The sequence below is a fragment of the Rhodococcus sp. SB1D genome, from assembly GCF_048573875.1.
In the GTDB taxonomy this organism is placed as follows: domain Bacteria; phylum Actinomycetota; class Actinomycetes; order Mycobacteriales; family Mycobacteriaceae; genus Rhodococcus_F; species Rhodococcus_F qingshengii.
In genome coordinates this window covers 161,489-182,574 of sequence record NZ_JBMAIQ010000004.1, presented here as the reverse complement: position 1 = coordinate 182,574, position 21,086 = coordinate 161,489, and the positions used below count along the sequence as shown (strand labels likewise).

Here is a 21,086-nt window from a genome sequence, read left to right as displayed (position 1 = left end):
ACATCACGAATACACGAACAAAGATGGGGCGCCGATGAACTCAGGGAATCTGTATGTCGTCCCGTCGGTACTCCACCGAAACGAATAACGAAGGAGTCGACTTCCCCTACCGACTCGACCTGAGGTTCGGCTTCAAAGGAGAATTCTGAGCTTTCGAGCGGTGACGACAGCCTCGTAACGAGTCTGGGCGTCGAGCTTGCTCATGGCGCTTCGCAGATAGCTTTTAACCGTCTCCGGTGCGAGAGATAGGCGGCGTGCTGTGTCCTTGTTACTGCAGCCGAGTGCCACATTCGAAAGCACGTCGATCTCGCGAGGAGTCAGGCGTACTGCGGGGTCTACCGCTACTTGACCTCTCCACACTGAAGCGAGATTCAGAGATATCTGGCGTAGACGGGTCCGTACAGTCGGATCCGAGATCCGCTGGGTGAGCGATCGCAGTTCGGCGTGGATCTCGCGAAGCACTTCGATATCTGCTTCGGTACATCCCGGGAGTTCGGAATTATCAATCAGTTTCAGTCTCCGATCGACCTCGTCACGGACAGCGATCTCGATGCTGAGCCGGTGAGCTGCATTGAGGGTCTCCCGTTCGAGTAACGCATCGAGCCGGGCATTGTCGCGGTTGGCGATATAGAGGACAGCACGGGTTTTTCGCTGGACAACCACCGGTGCCGCGAGAATAGTACGTAGACTTTCGGCAGCGACGGGTCAGTCGTAGTGGTGGGTGATTTGTTCGGAGTTGCGGAAATCAGTGACCAACGCCGGCTTTCTACTCGACACCACGTGGCCACCGAGACCTGTCGAAGGCAGTACCTCCAATCCACGAAGTGCGTGAGCTCGGGTTCCGATGAACTCGCTCAGATACAAAACATCGTTACGGACCTCGCCGGCGAAAGCCACTATCCCGCTGGTGGCTACAGCGCGCAGCTCCTTGCGTAGTGCGTCACTGTCGCGAGGTCGCATAAATGGGAGCGATTGTGTCACTGAGGATCTTATTTCCTTCACAGCAGGGGTGGTCAATCGTTCTCGAGACGGCGAAGATGCTGGATAGCAGATGTCCGAAGAAGTTCGAAGGGCTGGGCATCGTACGATCCACGCCACGCCATCTCAGGCGCGAGATCATGGACACGGCGTCAGTACTGTTGCTCCGTCAAACCGAAACTGCCCCAGACAGTCTCGATGGGTGGGCCTCCGTAAGGAAGCCAGTTGACAGCAAGACAGACGATCCGATCATCCTCGATCGGGCTTCGATGCGAGTTCGCCTGTACGGGAGCCGGTCCAACTGCCTTCGGGCGCCAGGTCGAACGACGATCATGAGATGTGGACATGTGTTTGCGCAGGAGCCAGAGACAGGAGTGAACTGTCACCCCTGTCTCTGGAGTGACTGCTAGCCCTTCTTCAGAATGACTGTCTTGGTTTCTGTGTACGCGTCGAGGACTGGTGCGCCGTGCTCCCGACCCCACCCGGACTGCCTGTAGCCTCCGAAGGGCAGCGCTGGGTCGAGGACGTGGTAACTGTTGATCCACACTGTTCCAGCCCGGAACTTGGCAGCGATGTTGTGCGCTTTCGCGACGTCTGACGTCCAAACGGCTGCTGCGAGACCGTAATCCGTGTCGTTAGCGGCTCTTATCAGGTCGTCGGCATCGTCGAATCGCGAGACCGTCACGACAGGGCCGAAGATCTCCTCCTTGACCACGCGCATCGTGGGCTTCGTGTCGACCAACACAGTGGGTTCGACGAAGTAGCCCGTATCGCCCTTGCGGCCACCTCCTGCAACAGAAGTGGCACCCTCACTGCGCCCGATGTCGAGGTAGCCGAGCACGCGGTCGAGTTGCTCCTGAGAAACAACCGGGCCGACCTGTGTCTCGGGGTCCAGGCTGTCTCCGACTTTGAGTTGATTCGCAGCTTCCGCGAGTCCACTGACCACTCTGTCGTATACCGATGACTCCACGAAGAGGCGGGAACCGGCTTCGCATGCTTCTCCCTGATTGAAGAAGATCGCGTTCGCGGCGCCGGCGATCGCTGCGTCGATGTCGGCATCAGCGAAGATCACGTTCGGTGATTTGCCGCCGAGCTCGAGAGTGACCTTTTTGAGGTTACCTTGAGCTGCGGTAATGATCTTCTTACCCACTTCCGTGGACCCGGTGAACGAGACCTTGTCCACACCGGGGTGGGCGGTGAGCGCGGCACCAACTTGATCGCCGTATCCCTGCACGACGTTCACCACTCCGTCGGGAACACCGGCTTCGAGGAGCACTTCACCGAGCAGAGCCGCCGTGAGTGGTGTCTGCTCCGCGGGCTTGAGGATGACGGTGTTGCCTGTGGCCAGAGCAGGTGCGAGCTTCCAGGCTGCCAGCATGAGTGGGAAGTTCCACGCGACGATCGCAGCCACCACACCGACAGGTTCGCGGACGGTGTACGCGAAGTAATCACCGGGCGTCGCGACAGCGGAGATGGGGATGGTGGTTCCTTCAAGCTTGGTAGGCCAGCCCGCAAAGTACCGGAACCAGTCGACGGTCAAAGGGAGGTCGACCAATCGTGCGTAGGTAGCAGGTTTCCCGCTGTCGAGCGCTTCAAGAATTGCGAACTCTTCGAGACGTTCTTCGATAAGGTCAGCCACCTTCCACAAGATCTTGCTTCGCTGCACCGGGGTGAGCCGACCCCACAGCCCGTCGAGTGCACGCCGTGCGGCCTTGACTGCTCGATCCACATCGCTGACCGATCCGAGGGTGATCTGGGCGAGCGGGGTGCCGTCGGAAGGATTGAAAGTGGTGAAGAAGTCCCCGGATGCGGACTCTTCCTGTCGGCCATCTATCAGGTTGAGTACTGGACTGGCCAGGAAGGACGACACCTTCGGCATCTGGGCCGGAGACGGGAGTGCATTGTTCACAGTCATGATTTCTCCTAAGTGTTCTGATGGCGGCATGAAGCCTGATTTTCGGTTTCTGCATCGACGTGTTCCGCGTCCCCGCATCGTTTTCTCCATGCGGATGATCTGTCGTGGTCAATCTGTCCGTGTGGCCTTGACAAACTTGAGGGTCGACGTCGAATCTTGGCTCTAGACGGGCTAATTTGAGCCCGACGAAGCTTGTTTCCGGAGGATTGCCGTGCCCTACTGGTCCACTTCTGGCTTGGACATCAAGGAACAGGTCAGTTACTGGGGGGATGTCATCTGCGAGGCATTCACGCCGCTCACTCCTCGGCGTGGACCAGCGCAGGTCGATCGCAGTGCTACGCCCGAGGGCGTCCCCGGATGGGTTCGGTCCGAATCACTGGTCCACACCAATGTCGCGGAGATCGCGTCCTGTACCCAACTGTTAACGCACGGACCCGCAGAGGTTCGGCGCGCTCCGCTCGACGCATTCTTCGTCAATCTCCAGATCGCTGGGACCTGCTATGGCGAACAAGATGACCGACGATGTGTGATCGGTCCGGGCAGTTTCGCTGTCTTCGATACCACCCGCCCTTACAAGCTCGAGTTCCATGAGCCTCCGCAACAAGACAGCTGGCGGGTGCTTTCCTTCCGTGTTCCCCAGGATCAGTGGGAGGCAGCGGCGGGCAACGGTGCGGTGGCTCGTGCAATCGATACGGATGCAGGACCAGGCCGAATCGTCGGAACGATGATGAATACCGTGTGGGCCGAACGCCCAACACTTGACCTCGAGACTCTGCGGCGCATCGAAAATGCGTTCTCCGACGTCCTCACGGCGGTCACTTCCACAAATCAGGGGCAAGGCGCGCCGAGTGGGAACGAGCGAAGCGACGCCGCTGTTCGGCGAGTCGTGCGCCACTATGTACGCGAGGCGATTCCGCTGGGGCGGGTGACTGCGGAGGCGGCGGCGCGGCAGGCATCGGTCTCGGTCAGGACCTTGCATCGTGCGTTCCAAGTGGCGGGGACGACCTTCGCCGATTGCGTCCGAGACGAACGCCTCCTGGGAGCGACGAGTGATCTGAAAATTGCGCCGAGCCATGTCACATTGAGTGAGATCGCCGCTCGTTGGGGATTTTGTGACAGTTCTCATCTGACCCGCACTTTCCAACGTAACCTCGGCTGCACACCGTCGCAGTTCCGTGAAACAAATCGCTCCGGGTGAGCTCAGCAGCGAACGGACTGGCTACTACGACACTATCCCTGCGGCGGATTGCATCGGGTCGTAGTCGTCGCGCCTGAGCAATTCATGAAGCTGCCGTCGGCGAACGCCCATGTTGCCTCCGTCGTACACGGGGAAGCACAGAACGTCCTCCATGATCCCCGCAATCGGTGTCTGGTCGCCGTACGCGTTCACACCAACGACCCTCATGGCGTCGTACACCGTCTGCACTGACAACTCTGATGCGAAGACCTTGACCATGTGAGCAAGTTCCTCGTCGTCTCCGGTGGTCTTGTCGTACAGGTCGCATGCCTTCCACGTGAAGTAGCGGGCAGCCTCGATTCGTGTCTTGATATCAACCAGCATGTAGCCGACGTTCTGGTAATCGATGATCGGCACGGGGCCCGAACGCTGATCGGTCTTGCAGAACTTGAGGGCGTATTCAAAAGCTGCGCGCATTCGCCCCACGCACGCTGCCCCGATCAGTGATGAGGTCCAGTTAAGGGTCTTGCGGACGATCTCGAGCGCGTCGCCAGGGGCGCCAATGATGTTCTCGGCCGGAACCCGAACGTTGGTGAATGTAATGCGTGGCGACACCGTGGCCCGATGTCCCATTGTGTCGATGTAGGACTCGACCTTGATGCCCGCAGAGTTACCGGGCACAACAATTACGGCGGCGGACTCCTGTGGAGGCAGATTCGGGTCGGTGCGACACAGGACACTGATCAGATCGGCGCCGTTGCCGTCCCAGCCTGAACCGTTGGTGGTGAAGTGCTTGTCTCCGTTAATTACCCATTCATTGCCCTCCAACCTCGCGAAGGTCTGGATACCCACCGAGGGGTCGGCGGAGTCGAGGTTCGCTCCACCGTGCGTCTCGGTGAAGGCCCAGGCCGCGAGCAGGGGCTTGTCACCGGCGAAGGGAGTCAGGAACCGGGCTTTCTGGTCCGCTGTACCGAAATTGATGATCGGTTTGAGCCCTAGGCCCGTAGCAAGAAGAGCGCTTGGCACGTTGACGTCAGCAACCGTCATCTCCTCGGCAGCGAGGGCGAAGTCGACGGAGGACATTGCGGTGCCGCCGCAGTCAACCGGCAATAGCGCTTTCACGAAACCCGCGTCCACCATGTCCTGGTAGAAGGGTTTGATTGCAGCAAACCGCTGCTCCGGCCGAGGGTAAGGAGCGATCACATCCTCTACCCGGCTCAGCCTTTCCTGCGCGAACGATCGCGCTGCCTTCTGCAATGCTGCTTGATCGGCGCTCAAGTCGAAATCGATAGCCATGATGCTCAGATCCTCCACACTCGAACCTACTGTGATACCCAGCACAATTCGCTGCCGGGACCCCAATAGTGGGCCTTCCAGAGCCGAAAAACTTGGACGGGCGCGCCGTGCGAATTGGACTATCACGCCAAGTTCGAACCAGTAAGCCGAGATATGGGTCAAGCGTGAAGTGTCTTCGCCGCTCTAGCACCCCGCCTTCCGACGAAGGTCTCTATCGCCAGACACTGTCTCCGAGTCACTGATCTCACCTGTCGTCAACCCCTTGGCGTTGCGCGACAACACGATCTCGTCGACCCGGTTCAATCGTCGTTTGGCGTTTCATGGGCGATCTGCGGCTCGAGCATCCCCTCCCTATCTCCGGAGACCTCGATTGAAACGTGGCCTCTGGCCTCGGTCAACACCGTTTTTTATCTAGTTCCGTTCCTGACCTTGGACGACTCCCCTCCGGCGGAGTTTGGCGACCGAACGGGTGCATGACGGTGGTTTCGCCCGAGTGGTGGGCGAGTCGGTCGACGACGTGGCCTTTCGGGAGTGCTTGAGGGAAGACGCCTTTGGCGATTCTGCGAAAGATGAACGCTGTCTGGTTTTCGATGTGTTCGGGTCGGCAGTGTGGAGTGTCGGAGGTCCGTACCGGCGGCGCCGGTGTCGTGGGTGCGAAGGGTGCCCGCCCATACGTAGAGGGGGTGCACCCACTTCAGTTGACGCGTGCGGTTGATAGCTTCAGACCGCACATGCGGTTCGTTGATCGTCTCAAACTCGATCGGCGTGAGCTTCCTGAGGCGTCGTTACCGACGTTTGCGATGGCAGGTCTTCTCGATCCAGGTCACGATGGCCAATCGTAATTCTTCCTGAGTTGACCACCGTTGTCGGTCGCGGACGTTCTTCTGCAACAGTGAGAACCATGCATTCCATGGCCGCGCGTGTCGACCAAATCCCCGACCCGGCCCGCGGATTACCGTAAACCATTGTCGGACAATGCATTAATACGATTTCGACCGATCTTGACTACCCCAATCGGAGTGCACGATCGTTCCGGCAGCGTCGCGTCGACTGAAGGCATTGGTCAGCGCGTTCACCGTCAGCGCCGCTTTGATCCGGAAGTCGATCGAGTACCCGACTATGCTTGTTCGCGTTCACGTCCTTGATCGCGCACAGGTATAGCTTTTCCGGTATCAGTCCGGTGTTCGCGGAGGTGTCGCCGTGCCACAACTGGTTCGGCTTCTGTGGCTGTGTTTCCGGATTACGAGATCGTCATGGATGGGTGGGCTCGACTGCTTGTTCAGTTCTCGCTTCTTCGCGCACATCGGCCAGATACGTTGCCACCAGCGCCACCGAGCGACGCGGTTCTCGCCGGCGATGACGCCTCGGTTCGGCGATTCGTCGGCGATGAACTGATATCCGAAAGCTGGGTCCTCGGCATGAATGTCGTAGTTAGCGTTGATTAGATGCGCATCATCCCAATCACGTTGCATAACTGGACTTCACTTCCATGTGCAGAAGCCTTGCGTCGTGAAGCCGAGCACACGGCCTGCCACTATGACGGGAATCCGTGGTCGGCAAGGTCGCAGACCACGGGAAACATCATTCGGTTTGACGTCTTAGGACAGGTAGTCGACGACGCGTCGCATCCCTTCCGCTTCCTACGCATACTTGTGCCGCTAAGCACACCCCTGGCCTATTGCCGGGCGCGGACTACTGCTTCGTCGTCTGTTGGGTCTGGGATCTCGTGTGGGCGGTAGTTGGGGAGGCGGGTGGCGGGGATGATCGCCGTTGCGCTGATGGCGGCGAGGATGAGGAAGCCCAACTTGAGGGTTCCGAGTCGGGCGTCCTCGTTGACGGCAACGGCGGCGTCGATTTGCTCGACCGTTGCATCGGTGTCGTCGAGGAGTTCACGGAGTTGGTCATTGCCGACGAAGTTGACGTTGTCGAGATCGACTTGTGCGATGAGGGATTCGGGTAGATCGACGTTGTCGATTACGGCTTGACCGACACTGAAGCTCAAGATCGTGACGAGAAGCGCTCCTGCCAATGCTGTGCCGACTGCGGATGCGAGATTCTGAGTTGTGCCGCGGATGGACCCGACATCTCCCGCCAGTTCTTTGGGCGCGGCGGTGACGAGGACGTTGAACACGAGGGTAACCAGCGCGCCTTGACCGATTCCGAATACGATCAGGCCGGCGATGGTGGGGACGGTTTCCCAGTTGTTCGTCACGACGTAGGCAAGCCAGACAAGTGCGACAGTGGTGAGGGTGAACGAGAAGACTCCGATGGTGCGGGGGCTGTACCGCTTGTAGAAGCGGACAACCAGTGTCGCGGTGACGAAGACGGTCAGATTGAACGGCATCATCGCCAGGGCTGTGTCGAACGGTGTCCGGCCCTGCACGATCTGGATATACAAGGGCACAGTGAAGTTCAGCGCAGCCTCGAGAGCTACGACTATGAACATTGCATACACCGCGGCGCGCTCGCGTGAGCTTCCCAGTACCGAGAGATCGACGAGGGGCACTTTGCCCTCACGGATTCTGCGTCGGGTCCAGGTGAAGAATGCTTGTCCGAGCACCACTCCCACGAGGATCAGTAGCGGAGCTGGCGAGAGTCCGAGTAGGTCGAACGGGGCGTCCGGGGAGGCGAGGAAGACTCCCCATCCGTTGAGGTTGTTGAAGCCCAGAGTGAGCAAGACGACGCCGCCGCCGATGAGGGCTGCCGCGACGAGGTCGATCTTGATACCGGCGTGCCCGCGGTCGGAGCGAAGGGTGAAGCTGAGCGCGAAGACTACGACGGCGAAGGCGAGGACGATCCCGAAAACCGGACGCCATCCGACCAGTGTGCCGAGGGCGCCTCCGATGAAGAATGCACTCAATCCCGATACTGCCCGTGCCGAGCCCAGCGATCCGATAGCGGTGGCTTGTTGTGCCCCTCGGTAGTTTTCGGCGATCAATGCGACGAGTGACGGAACGATGATCGCGGCCGAGGCGCCGGCCACGGCTTGACCTGCAATGGCCCATCCGATCGACGGCGCGAGGATCATCATCAGGGCCGAGCAGCCGAAAGTGGCGACGACGAAGCGGAAGATCAGGACCCATCCGACCCGTTGACCGAGTTTCGCACCGACCATCACCAACGCGGCTACGGCTAGGCCGTAGACAACGATCGTGGTGCTAGCGACGGTGGGAGCGACGCCGAAGTCTTCGACCATGCCGCCGAGCGAGACGGGAAGCGCGGCGACGTTGAAGGACATCAGAATCTGGGCGAAGAAAAGTCCGACCATCGGTAGCCAGGATTGCCGGTCTTCGTCGGTCGAGGGTGCAGTTCGGTCAGTTGTCACGAGAATCTCCCTCGTCGGTGCGGTGGGCAGTAGAAGCGAACAGGTTCAGTCCCAGGGTCCGCGAGAGATACGCGGTAACGCGCTGCCCACGGACGCTGTTTCCGGCAAAGTCCAGACGCGGTGAGAAGGTACCGATCGCGCCTTTTCCCGGTGCGATCGCCACGATTCCACCGGACACCCCCGATTTCGCGGGGAGTCCGATCTCGAAGAGCCATTCGCCAGAACGCTCGTACATTCCGGTCGCTGCCAACACGGAAAGAGTGTCCCGACACACGTGCGGCGAGACGACGTGATCACCCGTCACCGGATTGACTCCGCCGTCAGCCAGTGTCGCTCCCATGACCGCGATATCTCGAGCGCTCACGTTCAAAGAGCACTGCCGCGTATAGGTGTCCACCACCTCGAGAGGATCGATGTCGATGCGGCCGTAGCTCTCGAGCAATCGGGCGATGGCTTGATTGCGCTGATTGGTGAGCATCTCGGAGTGATAGATCTCGCCGTCGAGCGCGAGTTCGCGTCCAGCGAATCGGGAGAGCCCGGTGCGGATCCTCTCCCACTGCTCCGCAGGTGTCGCTCCAGGAACGAGTGCGGTCGTGGCGAGTGCGCCTGCGTTGACCATCGGGTTCATCGGGTGACCGTCGTTCAGTTCGATCGCAATGACAGAATTGAACGACAGCCCAGTGTTGTTGACACCCACACGCTCTCGCACAAGATGATGGCCGAGTTCCTCACACACCATCGCATAGACGAACGCTTGCGAGATCGACTGGATCGAGAACTCGACCTCCACCTCTCCAGCCACATGGACGGCACCCCCGACTTCGGCGACCGAAACTGCGAACAATTCCGGATCCGCCGCCGCCAACGCAGGTATGTAATCGGCAACGACACCCGACGTTCGCGACCGATATCGTTCGTACGCATCCACGACATCGGTCTCGACCTGATGCCACCCCGGAAGCACACCGGTGTGAACGGCCTGCTCTACACCGTCGGCATCTGCTTCCAACGAGCTTCCGGTCATCGGGATCCCGATTCAATCGACTTTGTCGACGGCGCCGAGTGAACGATGATCGCCGAGGAGTGTGCTGTCGCAGCATAAACCAGAACTAATCCCTCCATGTGTTTCTATCCGCACACAGGCCTATTCAGGTTGTAATCGAATTCGACGACAGTGCGGGTCCGATGAAGCAGTGCCGGGTGACAGATCGGACATCGCTACCGGTAGCGACTGGACCATTGATCGGACTCGCACGGACTTCGCCGCTGTTCAATCGCCCGGTAGGCCATCCCGTGTGCCCGATGCGCGAACAAATCTCGAGCTCTTTGCACTCAGCGACGCAAAAGCGTTACGACAGTTCGTGTCCCGAAATCACACTGCAATCGCGATTGTTCCGAAAGTCACTGCTACTTGAACCGCGGCGACCGCCAAGTGATCCCACAGTTACGCATTTCCTCACGGTCCGTCGTTGGGGAAGACGTTCGACGCCACAATCTTCTTCACTTTCTCCCACCGCGGTTGGGGTTATCAGCCATGGAAGGCGACCGGACCGCGGAAGTCGGCCCAACTGCTGAGGCCCACTGCCGCAAAGAATCTACCTATCGTGAGTGACGCTTCGCGGGTGGGTTGGCAAGGCGCAGCTGCACCCAGGTAACGAGTGGCCGTGGCTCACCTTCGCCGACTAAGGCCACCTCAATCTCAGGACGGATGGCACTTGCGACTCGCCCGATGAGCTGCTGGACTTTCGCCACATGTGGGGAGATGGTTAGCGAATGCAACCGCTTACCGAATCGGCCGAAGAATGAATCTATGGGTGGACAGCCTGCGGACACCACCAGATGGGTGGACGTGGGCGAAGTCCAGCTCAGGAGCCATCGACGCACTCTGTTTCGGCATGGTCCGGCAACTCTCTCTAGGTTTCGACCTGAGCGACAAAGACGCCACTCGTGCGGTCCTCAATTGGATGCGTGAAAATAGGATGTGGCCACGCGCGATTTACGTTCACAGCGGCAACCGGGAAGAGGTTGAGCGTGTTCTCAGAATAATCGACCAGCACCGCACATAGCTCACTACCAGCGCATCAAGTCCAGCCACTCTTTCCTCGGCGGAATATGTTAACAAGTCCCTCGGTCGGCGGTCAGTGTGAGTGAATGCGTTCGGACCGTATTCCACTTCCACAAGCGAATCTGCACCGTGTTGGATTCGTTACCGCTCCGACATGGGTGACACGTGGACTCGGCTGAGGCGACTCTCGGAAATCCCGTCAGCCTCGTGGTGCCGACGGCGTCGAACGACAAAACGAGCATGGCGCCGGTTCTGCACCCATCCCGAGGGTTGGACTGAGCATGCAGCCGCGGACTATCGACGCGCCCACTCCGTACACCAATCTCGGCTAGGTGAAATCGATTTCGGCATCAGACTGCTTCATGGCCCAGCGTGCAACACTGAATTCGAGCAGCGACTTCGACTGGCTGCGGCGATTGATCAGATGATTCCATTCAACCAGGTGCGTGGATCCGCGTATCGACATGTGGGAGGTAGGTCCGGTCGACAACCTCTGGACTTTCTATAGTTCTGCGCCGACACGATATCCCTCTGCGACAGCATGGCTGATCCGACGGGGCGCGACGCAGTCACCGATGACGCTGACGGACTCTCCAGCAACGACACCAAGATTCGACATCGGAACCCGTGGTTGATGCCAGACGGCCAACGCGTCGTCGACCGTTACGTCACCACCGCCGAACACGGGCCGCAGAATCAGTGGCAATGCGGAATCTTCCGGAACCACGAGGGTGTGGCAAATCTTGAACTCCACGCCGCCGTCACCGAGCCGACCGAGAAGTGGGCCTGCACTCTCGGCCGGAATCCGCGAGACCAACGCAGAAAGCGGGGTGGCGAAGGCGACGTGCCAACCCCGGCCTGCGAGCGCTTCGGCGGCGCTGTATGCGGGCCAGAATCCGTCACCCTCGTCGAATACCACTGCGCGTCGACTCGCCACCTCCGTTACTCGACCGGACAAGACGTCGTCGACCGTGGCTGCTGCTCGGCCTGACAATTGGATCGGTAGTTCGGCCGGCCGTGATCCGGTGGCCACGATGACGTGGTCAGCTGACGAGTGGATATCGGCAAGGTCGTCGGCGTCGATTTCGGCACCGAGGTTGACATCGACTTTGAGCCTTTTGAGTTCTCGCCCAAGGTAATCGATGATATCGACCAAGGTGGCGCGATGCGGCGCAGCCGCGGCCACGCGGACAGCGCCGCCGAGAACGGTGTCCCGCTCGAACAGTGTGACACGGTGCCCGCGCCCTGCGGCGACGCGCGCTGCCTCGAGTCCGGCCGGCCCGCCGCCGATGACAAATACTTCCTTGGTGCGCGGGGAGATGACACCGACACCCGGATGCCGACCGCGCCCGGCTTCGGCGTTGACCGCGCAATGCAGATGCGGGTCGAAGGCACGGCAGTCCTGATTGATGCCGAGACAGCCACGGATCTCGTCGATGCGGCCGGTCTGCGACTTGATGGGTAAGTCAGGATCGGCGATGAGCGCCCGCGCCATCCCCACCATGTCGACGTAACCGGACTTGATCGCGTGATCGGCGGTGGCGGCGTCGCGAATACGCTGGCCAACGAGAGTGGGAATGCCGGTGGCAGCTCGCACCTTTGACGCGGACGGAATTGCGACAGCGTCCTCGTTGGTGGAGTCCTTGACATATTTCCCGCGGGTGCCGTGTGTGATGGAGAAGTAATCGACACCGAGTTCGGACATGTTTTCCGCGATGCGCACGCAGTCGTCGATCTGCATACCGCCGGGGATCTCCTCTTCACCGCTCAATCGCACGCCGAGAACGAATCCGGCCGGCATGACGGAGCGCATTGCCTCGATCACCAAGCGAGGAAACCGCATTCGGTTCTCGAACGATCCACCGAAGCTGTCGGTTCGCTGGTTGGTCAACGGGGACATGAATTGAGCAGGCAGATAACCGTGCGCGGCATGGATTTCGGCGCCGTCTACGCCTGCCTTGACCAAATTCGCGGTCGAGATCCGCCAACCTTCGACGATGTCCTCGATCTCGGCAATCGTGAGTTCGTGAGGCGGGTACGCATCGCGCGCTGTCTTTATCGGGGACGGGGCAGATGGCGGCGCATCCGATTCGCCGCCGATGAACTCGCGACCGAGGTGACACAACTGACCGATGAACTTCGCACCGTGGCGATGTATCACTTCGACTTTCGCGGCTGTGGCGGGAACGAATTCGTCGATGTACGCCTCGACGAGCTTTCGTGAGCGCAGCGTCGTGGTCGGGTGTACCACGGTTGCGCCACCGATGATCATTCCCACTCCACCGGCCGCGAGCCGCTCGAAATGCTCGGTGTCCCCGTGTGTCGGCACACCGTTTTCGGCCATACTCGTACCGGCAGGCAATGCCACCAATCGATTCTTCAGGGTCATCCCGCCGAGCGTGAACGGTGAAAATAGGTGGGGAAAATCGTTACCCATCAACGCTCTCTTTCCTTGCTCGCGCCTACTGACATGGCACTCCATACTTTCCTGTATTGAATTCAGTTTAGCTGATCGAACCGGCGCGGAACAGCCCTGCGATCATCCCTGTTGTGACCCGAGCCACATGACTATATGCTGCCGTCGCAAGCTAAACCGAATTCAGGTTATTTATCGGCGGAATCTGAATTCGCTTACTCTCTAACATTTTTCGAGATTCACCCTGAAGCTCGATGAGGACCACGGGCAACAAACTCGCGCCAGAAGGGCATGTTCATGAAGATTCTCCCTCGGTCGGCCATAGCGGTGACTGCGGTCGCCACGCTGATCATGGCAGCAGCGTGTGGCAGTAACGACACTCCGACAAGCACGGTTTCCGGCAACTGGGACGACATCGTCGCTGCAGCCAATGCCGAAGGTTCCGTGCGCCTTTACTCGACCCAACATCCCGCGAATCTGGAGGCACTGCGAATTGCGTTCACGGCGCAGTACCCGCAGATCACCCTGGAAGTCACCCGAGGGACGGATGTCGAGATGAACCCTCGGATCGAGACGGAGAATCGAACAGGCAAGGGCGTAGGCGACGTTCACATGTCGTCGGATCCGTCCTGGATCAAAAATGCTGCCGCCTCCGGCGCCTTCTCCACCCCGATTGTGGGTCCAGCCTTCGACGATCCGGCGTACGAGCGCGACCGAAGTGTGATCGACGACCGGTTCTTTCTGACCAGCGCGGCGATATTCGCGCTCGGCTGGAACACCGACGCTCTGCCCCAGGGGCTTCGATCACCGGACGACCTGCTCGACCCAGCACTGAAGGGGAAGGTTGGGGTCGTGAACCCCGGCGGATTCGCGGCCGTGGTCGACGAGTACCAGTTCTTCGAAAAAAATTGGGGCAACGGCGATTTCAACGAAAAGCTGGCGGCCCTGAATCCTCGGATCTACCCGAGTTCGCTGGGTATCGCCCAAGCATTGAGCTCGGGTGAGATTGCCGCAACCCCGATGGTGCAGCCGCTGGTGAGGGAGATGGCGACAGGTGCCCCGGTGGACTGGGTACTGCCGGAGCCGGCTTGGGGAACGCCGTGGTATTCCTTGGTACTTGCGTCCGCGCCGCATCCGAATGCCGCGCAGGTACTGGCCAACTTCATGGTCACAGAAGCAGGGCAGAAGGCACTCTCGTACGGATACGGTAGTGCTCTGCCGGACATCTCGGGTTCGGTCGGACATGCGCAGGATATCCCTCTACCGGACACCGCTGCGCTCACTCCCGAGCTGACCGGCAAGTTCCAAGAAAAATGGGAGCGGAGCTTTCAACGTTAGTGGTGCGATCTGGCCCGCCTCGAATCGAGGCGGGCCACCTCAGTGCTTTACTACTTCAGTACTTTTCACCCACCTCGGCCTTCTCGACCAACGACTGCGGTGGTTGGAAATGACTGCCGTACTTCGACGCCAGATCTCGGGCGCGGTCGACGAAACCTGGCAGCCCGCCGTCGTACTGGTTGATGTACTGGATCACGCCGCCGGTCCAGGCTGGAAAGCCGATACCGAAGATCGAGCCGATGTTAGCGTCCGCGACCGATACCAGCACACCTTCGTCGAAGCAGCGCACGGTCTCGAGCGCTTCAGCGAACAGCATTCGTTCCTTCATGTCCTCGAACGGAATTTCCCTGGACCCGGACTTGAACGCTTCACGCAGACCTGGCCAGATGCCGACGCGCTTGCCGCTCTCGTCGTACGAGTAGAAACCGCCGCCGCCGGATCGTCCGGTGCGCTCGAGTTCACCGACCATCCGATCCATGACGGCGTTGGAACCGTGGAATGGAACGGTCTCGCCTGCGGCGAGCAGTGCCCGCTCGGTTTCCTTGCGGATCTTCTGCGGCAGTGTGAGTGTCAGTTCGTCCATGAGCTGCAGTGGCGGTGCCGGGTATCCGGCCTGTGCGCCTGCTTGCTCGATGAACGTAGGGTTTACGCCCTCGCCGACGGCGGCCATCGCCTCGTCGAGGAACTTGCCGATGACGCGCGAGGTGAAGAAGCCACGACTGTCATTGACCACAATGGGGGTCTTGCGGATCTGCTGGGTGTAGTCGATGACCTTGGCCAACACAGCATCCGACGTCTTGGGGCCTTTGATGATCTCGACCAGGGGCATCTTGTCCACCGGGGAGAAAAAGTGGATTCCGATGAAGTCTTCCGAGCGCGCGACACCTTCGGCCAGGATGGTGATCGGCAGGGTGGAGGTGTTGGAGCCGAGCACCGCGTCGGGTTCGACGATGTTCTCGATTTCTTGGAATACCTGGTGTTTGACTTCGACCGATTCGAATGCGGCTTCGATTACCAGGTCGACGCCCGCGAAATCGGCGGCATAGGTGGTCGGTGTGATTCGGGCGAGGAGTTGTTCGGACTTCTCCGCCGTGGTCTTGCCGCGGGCGAGCGCTTTGGCCTCCAGCGCTACCGCGTACTGCTTGCCTTTCGCCGCAGCGTCGAGCGAGATGTCCTTGAGTACCACGTCGATTCCGGCTTGGGCGGAGACGTACGCGATTGCTGCACCCATCATTCCGGCTCCGATGACGCCCACCTTCTTTGCGGTGAACTTGTCGTAGCCTTCAGGCCTTGACGCTCCACCGTTGATCGCCTGCAGGTCGAAGAAGAAGGCGTTGATCATGTTCTGGGCCACTTGGCCGGTCACCAACGAGACGAAGTAGCGGGTCTCGATCTCGTCGGCAGTGTCGATGTCGACGTACGCGCCTTCGATCGCGGCAGCCATGATCGCGCGTGGCGCCGGCATCGGTGCACCCTTGAGTTGCTTACGGAGGAGACTCGGGATAACCGGTAGGACCTGGGCCATCTTCACGTCAGCCGGCCCGCCGCCGGGAATCTTGAATCCCCTGGTGTCCCAAGGCTGTATGGCATCGGCGTGGTCGTGAATCCAAGCCTTGGCCGCCGGTAGCAATTCCGCCACCGAACCAACGACCTGGTCGATCAGGCCCAACTCCAGCGCGCGTGTCGGGCTCAAACGCGGGCCCTGCAGCAGCACGTTTGCCAGCGCCCCCTGGATGCCGAGCAGCCGTACGACACGGGAGATTCCGCCGCCGCCGGGCAACAGACCCAGGGTGACCTCGGGTAAGCCGAGTTGGTTGCCCTTGACGTCGGCCGCGATGCGGTGGTGGGTGTGCAGCACGATTTCCATCCCGCCACCGAGCGCGGCGCCGTTGATGGCGGACACTACGGGCTTGCCCAGCACCTCGAGTCGCCGCAGCACCTTCTTGAGTTCGTTGAGGTGGGTGGTGACCGCGGTGGCAGAAACCGGGTTCTTCGCCTGCGGTCCCCAAGCCTGCATGTCCCTGAGGTCACCACCGGCAAAGAATGTTCGCTTTGCCGAGGTGAGCACGACGCCGACGAAACTGTCCTTCTCGGCTTCGAGTCGGTCGACTGTCGCGGCCATTGACGACGTGTACAGGGCGTTCATCGTGTTGGCGCCCTGATTCGGGTCGTCCATCGTGAGCACGAGGACGCCATCAGTATCGAGCGCCCAGCCGATCATGTTGTCAGTCATTGATTCTGTATGTTCTTTCTCTTCAACAGAGGCAGGAGCGGATCGGGGGTGCAAACTCAGACGCGTTCGATGACGGTGGCTATACCCATGCCGCCGCCGATGCACAGCGTGATCAGGCCGTAGCGTCCGCCGGTACGTTCGAGTTCGTCGAGCACGGTGCCGACCAGCATGGCTCCGGTAGCGCCGAGTGGGTGGCCCATCGCGATGGCCCCGCCGTTGACGTTGGTCTTCTCGTGCGGGATCTTCAGATCCTGCATCCACTTCATGACCACGGAGGCAAAGGCCTCGTTGAGTTCGAAGACGTCGATGTCGTCCACGGTCAGTCCGGCCCGCTTCAGAGCGAGTTCGGTGGCGGAAGTAGGTCCGGTCAGCATGATCGTCGGTTCACTACCGGTTTGGGCGGTGGCCACGACGCGGCCGCGCGGCGTCAGGCCGCCGCGCTTACCCGCGGCTTCGCTGCCGACGAGTACCAGTGCGGCACCGTCGACGATGCCCGAAGAGTTACCGCCGGTATGGATGTGGTTAATCTTTTCTATGTTGACGTACTTCTGCAGCGCAACCTCGTCGAAACCGGTTGTAGCCGCGAGTTTTTCGAACGCCGGTGTGAGCTTGCCCAGACTCTCGACGGTGCTTCCCGGACGGCGATGCTCGTCGTGATCGAGCAGGACGACCCCGTTGAAGTCCCGCACCGGAACCACGGATTTGGAGAAATAGCCTGCACTCCAAGCATTTTCCGCGCGCCGCTGTGACTGTGCGGCGTAACCGTCGATGTCCTCGCGGGTGAATCCTTCGACCGTGGCGATGAGGTCGGCGCCGATTCCCTGCGGGGCGATGTACAGATCATATGCGGTCGCCGGGTCGGTGAAGATGGCGCCGCCGTCGCTACCCATCGGGACGCGCGACATCGACTCGACGCCGCCGGCGATCACCAGGTCGTCCCAGCCGGACGCAACTTTCTGCGCCGCCAGGTTTGTGGCCTCGAGACCGGACGCACAGAAACGGTTGACCTGCGTGCCTGGCACCGAATCCGGCAATCCCGCGAGCAGGGCCGCGGTGCGCGCGATGACGGCACCCTGCTCGCCCACCGGGGAGACGACGCCGAGCACTACGTCGTCGATTTCTGCGGGATCCATTGCGGTAAAACGTGTTCCGAGTTCCTGAATCAGCCCGACTACAAGGTCGACGGGCTTGACGCTGTTCAACGAGCCTTTTCGCAGTTTGCCTCTCGGCGTGCGAATGGCCTCGTAGATAAATGCTTGTTCACTCACAGGGATTCCTTTTGGTCATGACGGCTCAGTTGTTTCGGCCGGACGAGAGGGAGGGCCGCCTGCCGCAGTGGCGGCGCGCGCCTGCGATAGAGATCGCGAAGGAGTGCGAGATCGCGGGAGATATACGGCGTCCCCGGGTAGCGCGGGAAGGCTGCGCGGTACCCGAGGTCGGCCTGGATGGAGCTGGAATCAGGAGAAGGACAGTTCGGGGGTGCGGGCGATCAGTAGGCGCCGCACCTTGCCCTCGCTGTCGAGCTGCGCGGTGGCGTTGAACGAAGCCTCGAACTCGCCGCCTCGGGTGGTGCGGCCGAGTGACAACTCGACGCCGTCGACGAATGCCCCGGCGTCGACGTGGTGGATCAGAACGCTCTTCTCGCGTTGCGCCAGGTACGCGACGAGACCGTTGCGATCGCCGACGAACTCGGCAGACTGACCATCGCCCTTCGAGAACTGAACGGACATGACGAAGTCTTTGCTGATCATCGTCAGCACGCGCTCCGGATCGTCGGAATCCATGTACTCGAACCACTGGGTGAGCACGGGCGTCTGGTTTGTCTCGCTCATCAGCGAACTCCTTCGGCGGACGAATCGGAGGGAATCAAACTGAACTCTGCATCGAAGGTCACCTGATAGCGATCGACAAAACCGGAGGCATCGACGTGCATGACACCGACGAAATAGCCTGTGGTCTTGGTCCCGTTCTCAGTCACCGACCCGTGCAGGAAGTGCAGATCTCCATCGGCTGCGACGCGCAGGACCTTGTGTTTGCGATCTACCGGAGGGCGACCCGACAGGTAGTCGAGCATCGACGCACGACCACTCCCGTAGTTAGCCCCGGTGGGCAAAACCATGGCGAACTCCACGTTCTCGGCCAACAAGGCCACAGCATCTTCGAGTCGACCACTGTCGACGGTCGCGTAATAGGTTTCGATCACTGAGCTCATGAGATGAACTTAGTTCGGTTCATCCCTTCTTGTCGAGGCCCTGAGGCGCTACTCTCGATTCATAACCAAACTGAACTCAAGTCAAGTGGAGTGATATGAAATCGTCTACTTCCCCGATAGAGCCCCCCTGGCCACTCTCCGAGCCCGCGGCCCTCAATCCCGGCCCCGAACAATTGGAGCTTCGCGATGCGATTCGATCGCTACTCGGGAAACACGGCGGCGTAGAGCAGGCTCGGTCGGCTTCGCACACGGCCGAGGGATACTCGCCGGACCTCTGGCAGCAATTGATCGCGAATATGTCGGTCACTTCACTCGCTGCACCAGAAGATCGCGGCGGGCTGGGTTACGGCATGGTCGAACTCGGCATCATTCTCGAAGAGTGCGGACGGAGCCTGGCCTGTGAGCCCGTGCTTTCCTCGGCAACCCTGGGCGTCCAAGCACTATTGGCGGCCACATATCCCGTCGACGAACTGCTGGTCGACACCCTCGATGGATCCTCGGTGACAAGCGTCAGTCCACTGACTGCCGCGACCGATCGACTCAGCGGTATCGAAAGTGAATCCTCCTGGCTGCTCAGCGGAGAGGTCTCGGCCGTCGTAGGTGGTGCTGCTGCCGACATCGTCATCGTCTCCGCTGACACTGCCGCCGGACGGCAGATATTCGCAATCAAGACGGCCGGTCAGGTGCACTGGCGCGAGCGTGAAGTCGTCGACCCCACCCGCAGACAGGCCGACCTGACCGTAGCGGAAGTGCCGGCAGTTCCCGTGGTCGGTGCCGACGATTATGCCCGGGTCTGTACTCGGATTCATGATTTACGGACGCTCGCAATCGCTTTCGAGAACACCGGACTTGTCGACGCCCTGCTCGAGATGACCGTCGAATACGTGAAAACCCGACACCAATTCGGGCGCCCGATCGGCTCGTTTCAAGCCGTCAAGCACCGACTGGCCGACGTACTCGTGCTGCTCGAGCGCGCTCGATCGGCAAGCAGATATGCCGCAGCCGTATATGACGAGGCCCCGGACACTGCCCGATTGGCGATCGCGGTGGCCGGCGCCGTCTGCGCCGACGCGGCCATAGACGCCGCGGCCGAGGCCGTGCAATTGCATGGCGGCGTCGGCTTCACGTGGGAACACCCGGCACACTCCTATTTCCGCCGCGCATTGGGAAACGAAGCAGTACAGGGCGATTCGCGCACTCATCGCGCACGAATCGCCGAACTGATCGGCGTTTGACTGTTCGAAAAGTCGTCGACGCCGCGTATTGACGCGGCGTCACCCGATCTGCATACTGAAGTGAATCCAGTTCAATTTATATCCACACGAAAGGCTCATGATGATCGAGACCGACCACATCCTGTTGGAGAAAGACGGAGACATCGCACGGGTTTGGCTCAACCGCCCGCACAAGAAGAACGCGGTCACCGTTGAACTGCTGCACCGCCTCGACGAGATCATTGTCGAGGTCGACAACGATCCGAACCTCAAGGTTCTGGTGCTACGTGGCGTCAACAACACGTTCTGCTCAGGTTTCGACCTGGACGAGCTGCTCTCCGACTTCATCGGCAGTACCACAGCGATGGACGTCGCCGTGCTTTCGGCCAAGGTCTGCGACCGTCTCTACTCGATGAACACACCCTCGATCGCAGTCCTCGAAGGCTATGTCACCGCAGGTGGTTTCGAACTGATGATTTCGTGCGACTTCGCGATCGCATCGGATGACGCCAAGATCGGCGACTTCCACATCCGTCGTGCACTCTTCGGTGGCGCCGGCCCGATCTACCGCCTTCCCCGCATGATCGGGGTCCGTAAGACCAAGGAGCTCATGCTCACCGGCAAGCTCCTCTCGGGCACCGAGGCCGCTGCATTCGACCTGATCAATGCTTCGGCACCGGCCGATCAGCTCGATCAGACCGTGGCAGACTTCGCCGCGACCCTGACCGACAAGAGCCCGTTCATGATGAAGCTCACCAAGATGTGCATCGACAAGGGCCTCGACGCCGACATCCAGTCGCTCATGGTCATGGAGCACTTGGCCGTCGGCAACGCACTGCAGTCGGAGGACGGCAAGGAAGGCGTCACCGCATTCCTCGAGAAGCGTAATCCGGTGTGGGTCGGCCGCTGATCTGATT

The 21,086-nt window shown here is 60.4% G+C and carries 16 protein-coding genes and 2 pseudogenes; 5 read left to right on the top strand and 13 right to left on the bottom strand.

The window, feature by feature from the left end:
- Positions 1–132: 132 nt before the first annotated feature.
- The 3 genes from ACN50D_RS12315 to ACN50D_RS12305 form a co-directional block, all read right to left on the bottom strand.
- On the bottom strand, positions 133–663 hold the full coding sequence (locus tag ACN50D_RS12315; RefSeq protein WP_307850524.1) for a helix-turn-helix transcriptional regulator: 531 nt from the start codon (positions 661–663) through the stop codon (positions 133–135).
- Between the two features lie 42 nt (positions 664–705).
- Positions 706–981: a hypothetical protein gene (locus ACN50D_RS12310; protein ID WP_306665688.1), complete on the bottom strand. Its 276-nt coding sequence runs from the start codon at positions 979–981 to the stop codon at positions 706–708.
- A gap of 403 nt (positions 982–1,384) precedes the next feature.
- A complete protein-coding gene (locus ACN50D_RS12305; protein WP_212633645.1) occupies positions 1,385–2,893 on the bottom strand; it encodes an aldehyde dehydrogenase family protein in 1,509 nt (502 codons plus the stop codon).
- Positions 2,894–3,128: 235 nt separating this feature from the next.
- Between ACN50D_RS12305 and ACN50D_RS12300 the strand changes: the two genes are divergently transcribed.
- A complete protein-coding gene (locus tag ACN50D_RS12300; RefSeq protein WP_249343089.1) occupies positions 3,129–4,091 on the top strand; it encodes a helix-turn-helix domain-containing protein in 963 nt (320 codons plus the stop codon).
- Positions 4,092–4,115: 24 nt separating this feature from the next.
- On the opposite strand, the gene ACN50D_RS12295 is transcribed toward ACN50D_RS12300, so the two are convergent.
- The 5 genes and pseudogenes from ACN50D_RS12295 to glsA all read right to left on the bottom strand — a co-directional run bounded on the left by ACN50D_RS12295 (position 4,116) and on the right by glsA (position 9,715).
- Positions 4,116–5,366 (bottom strand): acyl-CoA dehydrogenase family protein, encoded by a 1,251-nt coding sequence (locus ACN50D_RS12295; RefSeq protein ID WP_212633644.1) that lies wholly within the window; start codon positions 5,364–5,366, stop codon positions 4,116–4,118.
- Positions 5,367–5,603: 237 nt separating this feature from the next.
- A pseudogene (locus tag ACN50D_RS12290) lies at positions 5,604–5,806 on the bottom strand (transposase); the annotation flags it as partial.
- Positions 5,807–6,154: 348 nt separating this feature from the next.
- Positions 6,155–7,006, bottom strand: a pseudogene (locus ACN50D_RS12285) (transposase); the annotation flags it as partial.
- Between the two features lie 35 nt (positions 7,007–7,041).
- Positions 7,042–8,691, bottom strand: a complete 1,650-nt coding sequence (locus tag ACN50D_RS12280; protein WP_307850523.1) for an MFS transporter — start codon at positions 8,689–8,691, stop codon at positions 7,042–7,044.
- Positions 8,681–9,715 carry a glutaminase A gene (glsA, locus tag ACN50D_RS12275; protein WP_212633643.1) on the bottom strand — a complete coding sequence of 345 codons (1,035 nt, stop codon included), beginning with the start codon at positions 9,713–9,715 and terminating at the stop codon, positions 8,681–8,683. The genes ACN50D_RS12280 and glsA overlap by 11 nt, the downstream gene beginning before the upstream one ends.
- 778 nt (positions 9,716–10,493) lie before the next feature.
- Between glsA and ACN50D_RS12270 the strand changes: the two genes are divergently transcribed.
- A complete protein-coding gene (locus ACN50D_RS12270) occupies positions 10,494–10,757 on the top strand; it encodes a cyclic-phosphate processing receiver domain-containing protein (protein WP_306665687.1) in 264 nt (87 codons plus the stop codon).
- Positions 10,758–11,258: 501 nt separating this feature from the next.
- On the opposite strand, the gene ACN50D_RS12265 is transcribed toward ACN50D_RS12270, so the two are convergent.
- Positions 11,259–13,193, bottom strand: a complete 1,935-nt coding sequence (locus ACN50D_RS12265; RefSeq protein ID WP_212633642.1) for an FAD-dependent oxidoreductase — start codon at positions 13,191–13,193, stop codon at positions 11,259–11,261.
- 276 nt (positions 13,194–13,469) lie between these two features.
- On the opposite strand from ACN50D_RS12265, the gene ACN50D_RS12260 reads away from it, so the two are divergent.
- A complete protein-coding gene (locus ACN50D_RS12260) occupies positions 13,470–14,510 on the top strand; it encodes an ABC transporter substrate-binding protein (protein ID WP_212633641.1) in 1,041 nt (346 codons plus the stop codon).
- A gap of 55 nt (positions 14,511–14,565) precedes the next feature.
- Here ACN50D_RS12260 and ACN50D_RS12255 read toward each other — a convergent pair whose 3' ends face one another.
- The 4 genes from ACN50D_RS12255 to ACN50D_RS12240 form a co-directional block, all read right to left on the bottom strand.
- Entirely contained in the window at positions 14,566–16,743 is a 2,178-nt protein-coding gene (locus ACN50D_RS12255) for a 3-hydroxyacyl-CoA dehydrogenase NAD-binding domain-containing protein (RefSeq protein WP_212633640.1), read from the bottom strand.
- Positions 16,744–16,799: 56 nt separating this feature from the next.
- Positions 16,800–18,011, bottom strand: a complete 1,212-nt coding sequence (locus tag ACN50D_RS12250; protein WP_212633639.1) for an acetyl-CoA C-acetyltransferase — start codon at positions 18,009–18,011, stop codon at positions 16,800–16,802.
- 189 nt (positions 18,012–18,200) lie between these two features.
- On the bottom strand, positions 18,201–18,575 hold the full coding sequence (locus ACN50D_RS12245) for a hypothetical protein (RefSeq protein WP_081559459.1): 375 nt from the start codon (positions 18,573–18,575) through the stop codon (positions 18,201–18,203).
- A complete protein-coding gene (locus ACN50D_RS12240; RefSeq protein ID WP_211922044.1) occupies positions 18,575–18,955 on the bottom strand; it encodes a nuclear transport factor 2 family protein in 381 nt (126 codons plus the stop codon). The genes ACN50D_RS12245 and ACN50D_RS12240 overlap by 1 nt, the downstream gene beginning before the upstream one ends.
- A gap of 95 nt (positions 18,956–19,050) precedes the next feature.
- On the opposite strand from ACN50D_RS12240, the gene ACN50D_RS12235 reads away from it, so the two are divergent.
- Positions 19,051–20,190, top strand: coding sequence for an acyl-CoA dehydrogenase family protein (locus tag ACN50D_RS12235; protein ID WP_211922043.1), 1,140 nt, complete (start codon positions 19,051–19,053; stop codon positions 20,188–20,190).
- 100 nt (positions 20,191–20,290) lie between these two features.
- Positions 20,291–21,079, top strand: a complete 789-nt coding sequence (locus tag ACN50D_RS12230; RefSeq protein ID WP_212633806.1) for an enoyl-CoA hydratase/isomerase family protein — start codon at positions 20,291–20,293, stop codon at positions 21,077–21,079.
- The last annotated feature ends 7 nt before the right edge of the window (positions 21,080–21,086 follow it).

Excerpts from the sequence above, each read along its gene's own strand:
- ACN50D_RS12305 (WP_212633645.1), bottom strand. The coding sequence starts at position 2,893 with ATGACTGTGAACAATGCACTCCCGTCTCCGGCCCAGATGCCGAAGGTG.
- ACN50D_RS12295 (WP_212633644.1), bottom strand. The coding sequence starts at position 5,366 with ATGGCTATCGATTTCGACTTGAGCGCCGATCAAGCAGCATTGCAGAAG.
- glsA (WP_212633643.1), bottom strand. The coding sequence starts at position 9,715 with ATGACCGGAAGCTCGTTGGAAGCAGATGCCGACGGTGTAGAGCAGGCC.
- ACN50D_RS12270 (WP_306665687.1), top strand. The coding sequence starts at position 10,494 with ATGAATCTATGGGTGGACAGCCTGCGGACACCACCAGATGGGTGGACG.
- ACN50D_RS12265 (WP_212633642.1), bottom strand. The coding sequence starts at position 13,193 with ATGGGTAACGATTTTCCCCACCTATTTTCACCGTTCACGCTCGGCGGG.
- ACN50D_RS12260 (WP_212633641.1), top strand. The coding sequence starts at position 13,470 with ATGAAGATTCTCCCTCGGTCGGCCATAGCGGTGACTGCGGTCGCCACG.
- ACN50D_RS12255 (WP_212633640.1), bottom strand. The coding sequence starts at position 16,743 with ATGACTGACAACATGATCGGCTGGGCGCTCGATACTGATGGCGTCCTC.
- ACN50D_RS12245 (WP_081559459.1), bottom strand. The coding sequence starts at position 18,575 with ATGAGCGAGACAAACCAGACGCCCGTGCTCACCCAGTGGTTCGAGTAC.
- ACN50D_RS12240 (WP_211922044.1), bottom strand. The coding sequence starts at position 18,955 with ATGAGCTCAGTGATCGAAACCTATTACGCGACCGTCGACAGTGGTCGA.
- ACN50D_RS12235 (WP_211922043.1), top strand. The coding sequence starts at position 19,051 with ATGAAATCGTCTACTTCCCCGATAGAGCCCCCCTGGCCACTCTCCGAG.
- ACN50D_RS12230 (WP_212633806.1), top strand. The coding sequence starts at position 20,291 with ATGATCGAGACCGACCACATCCTGTTGGAGAAAGACGGAGACATCGCA.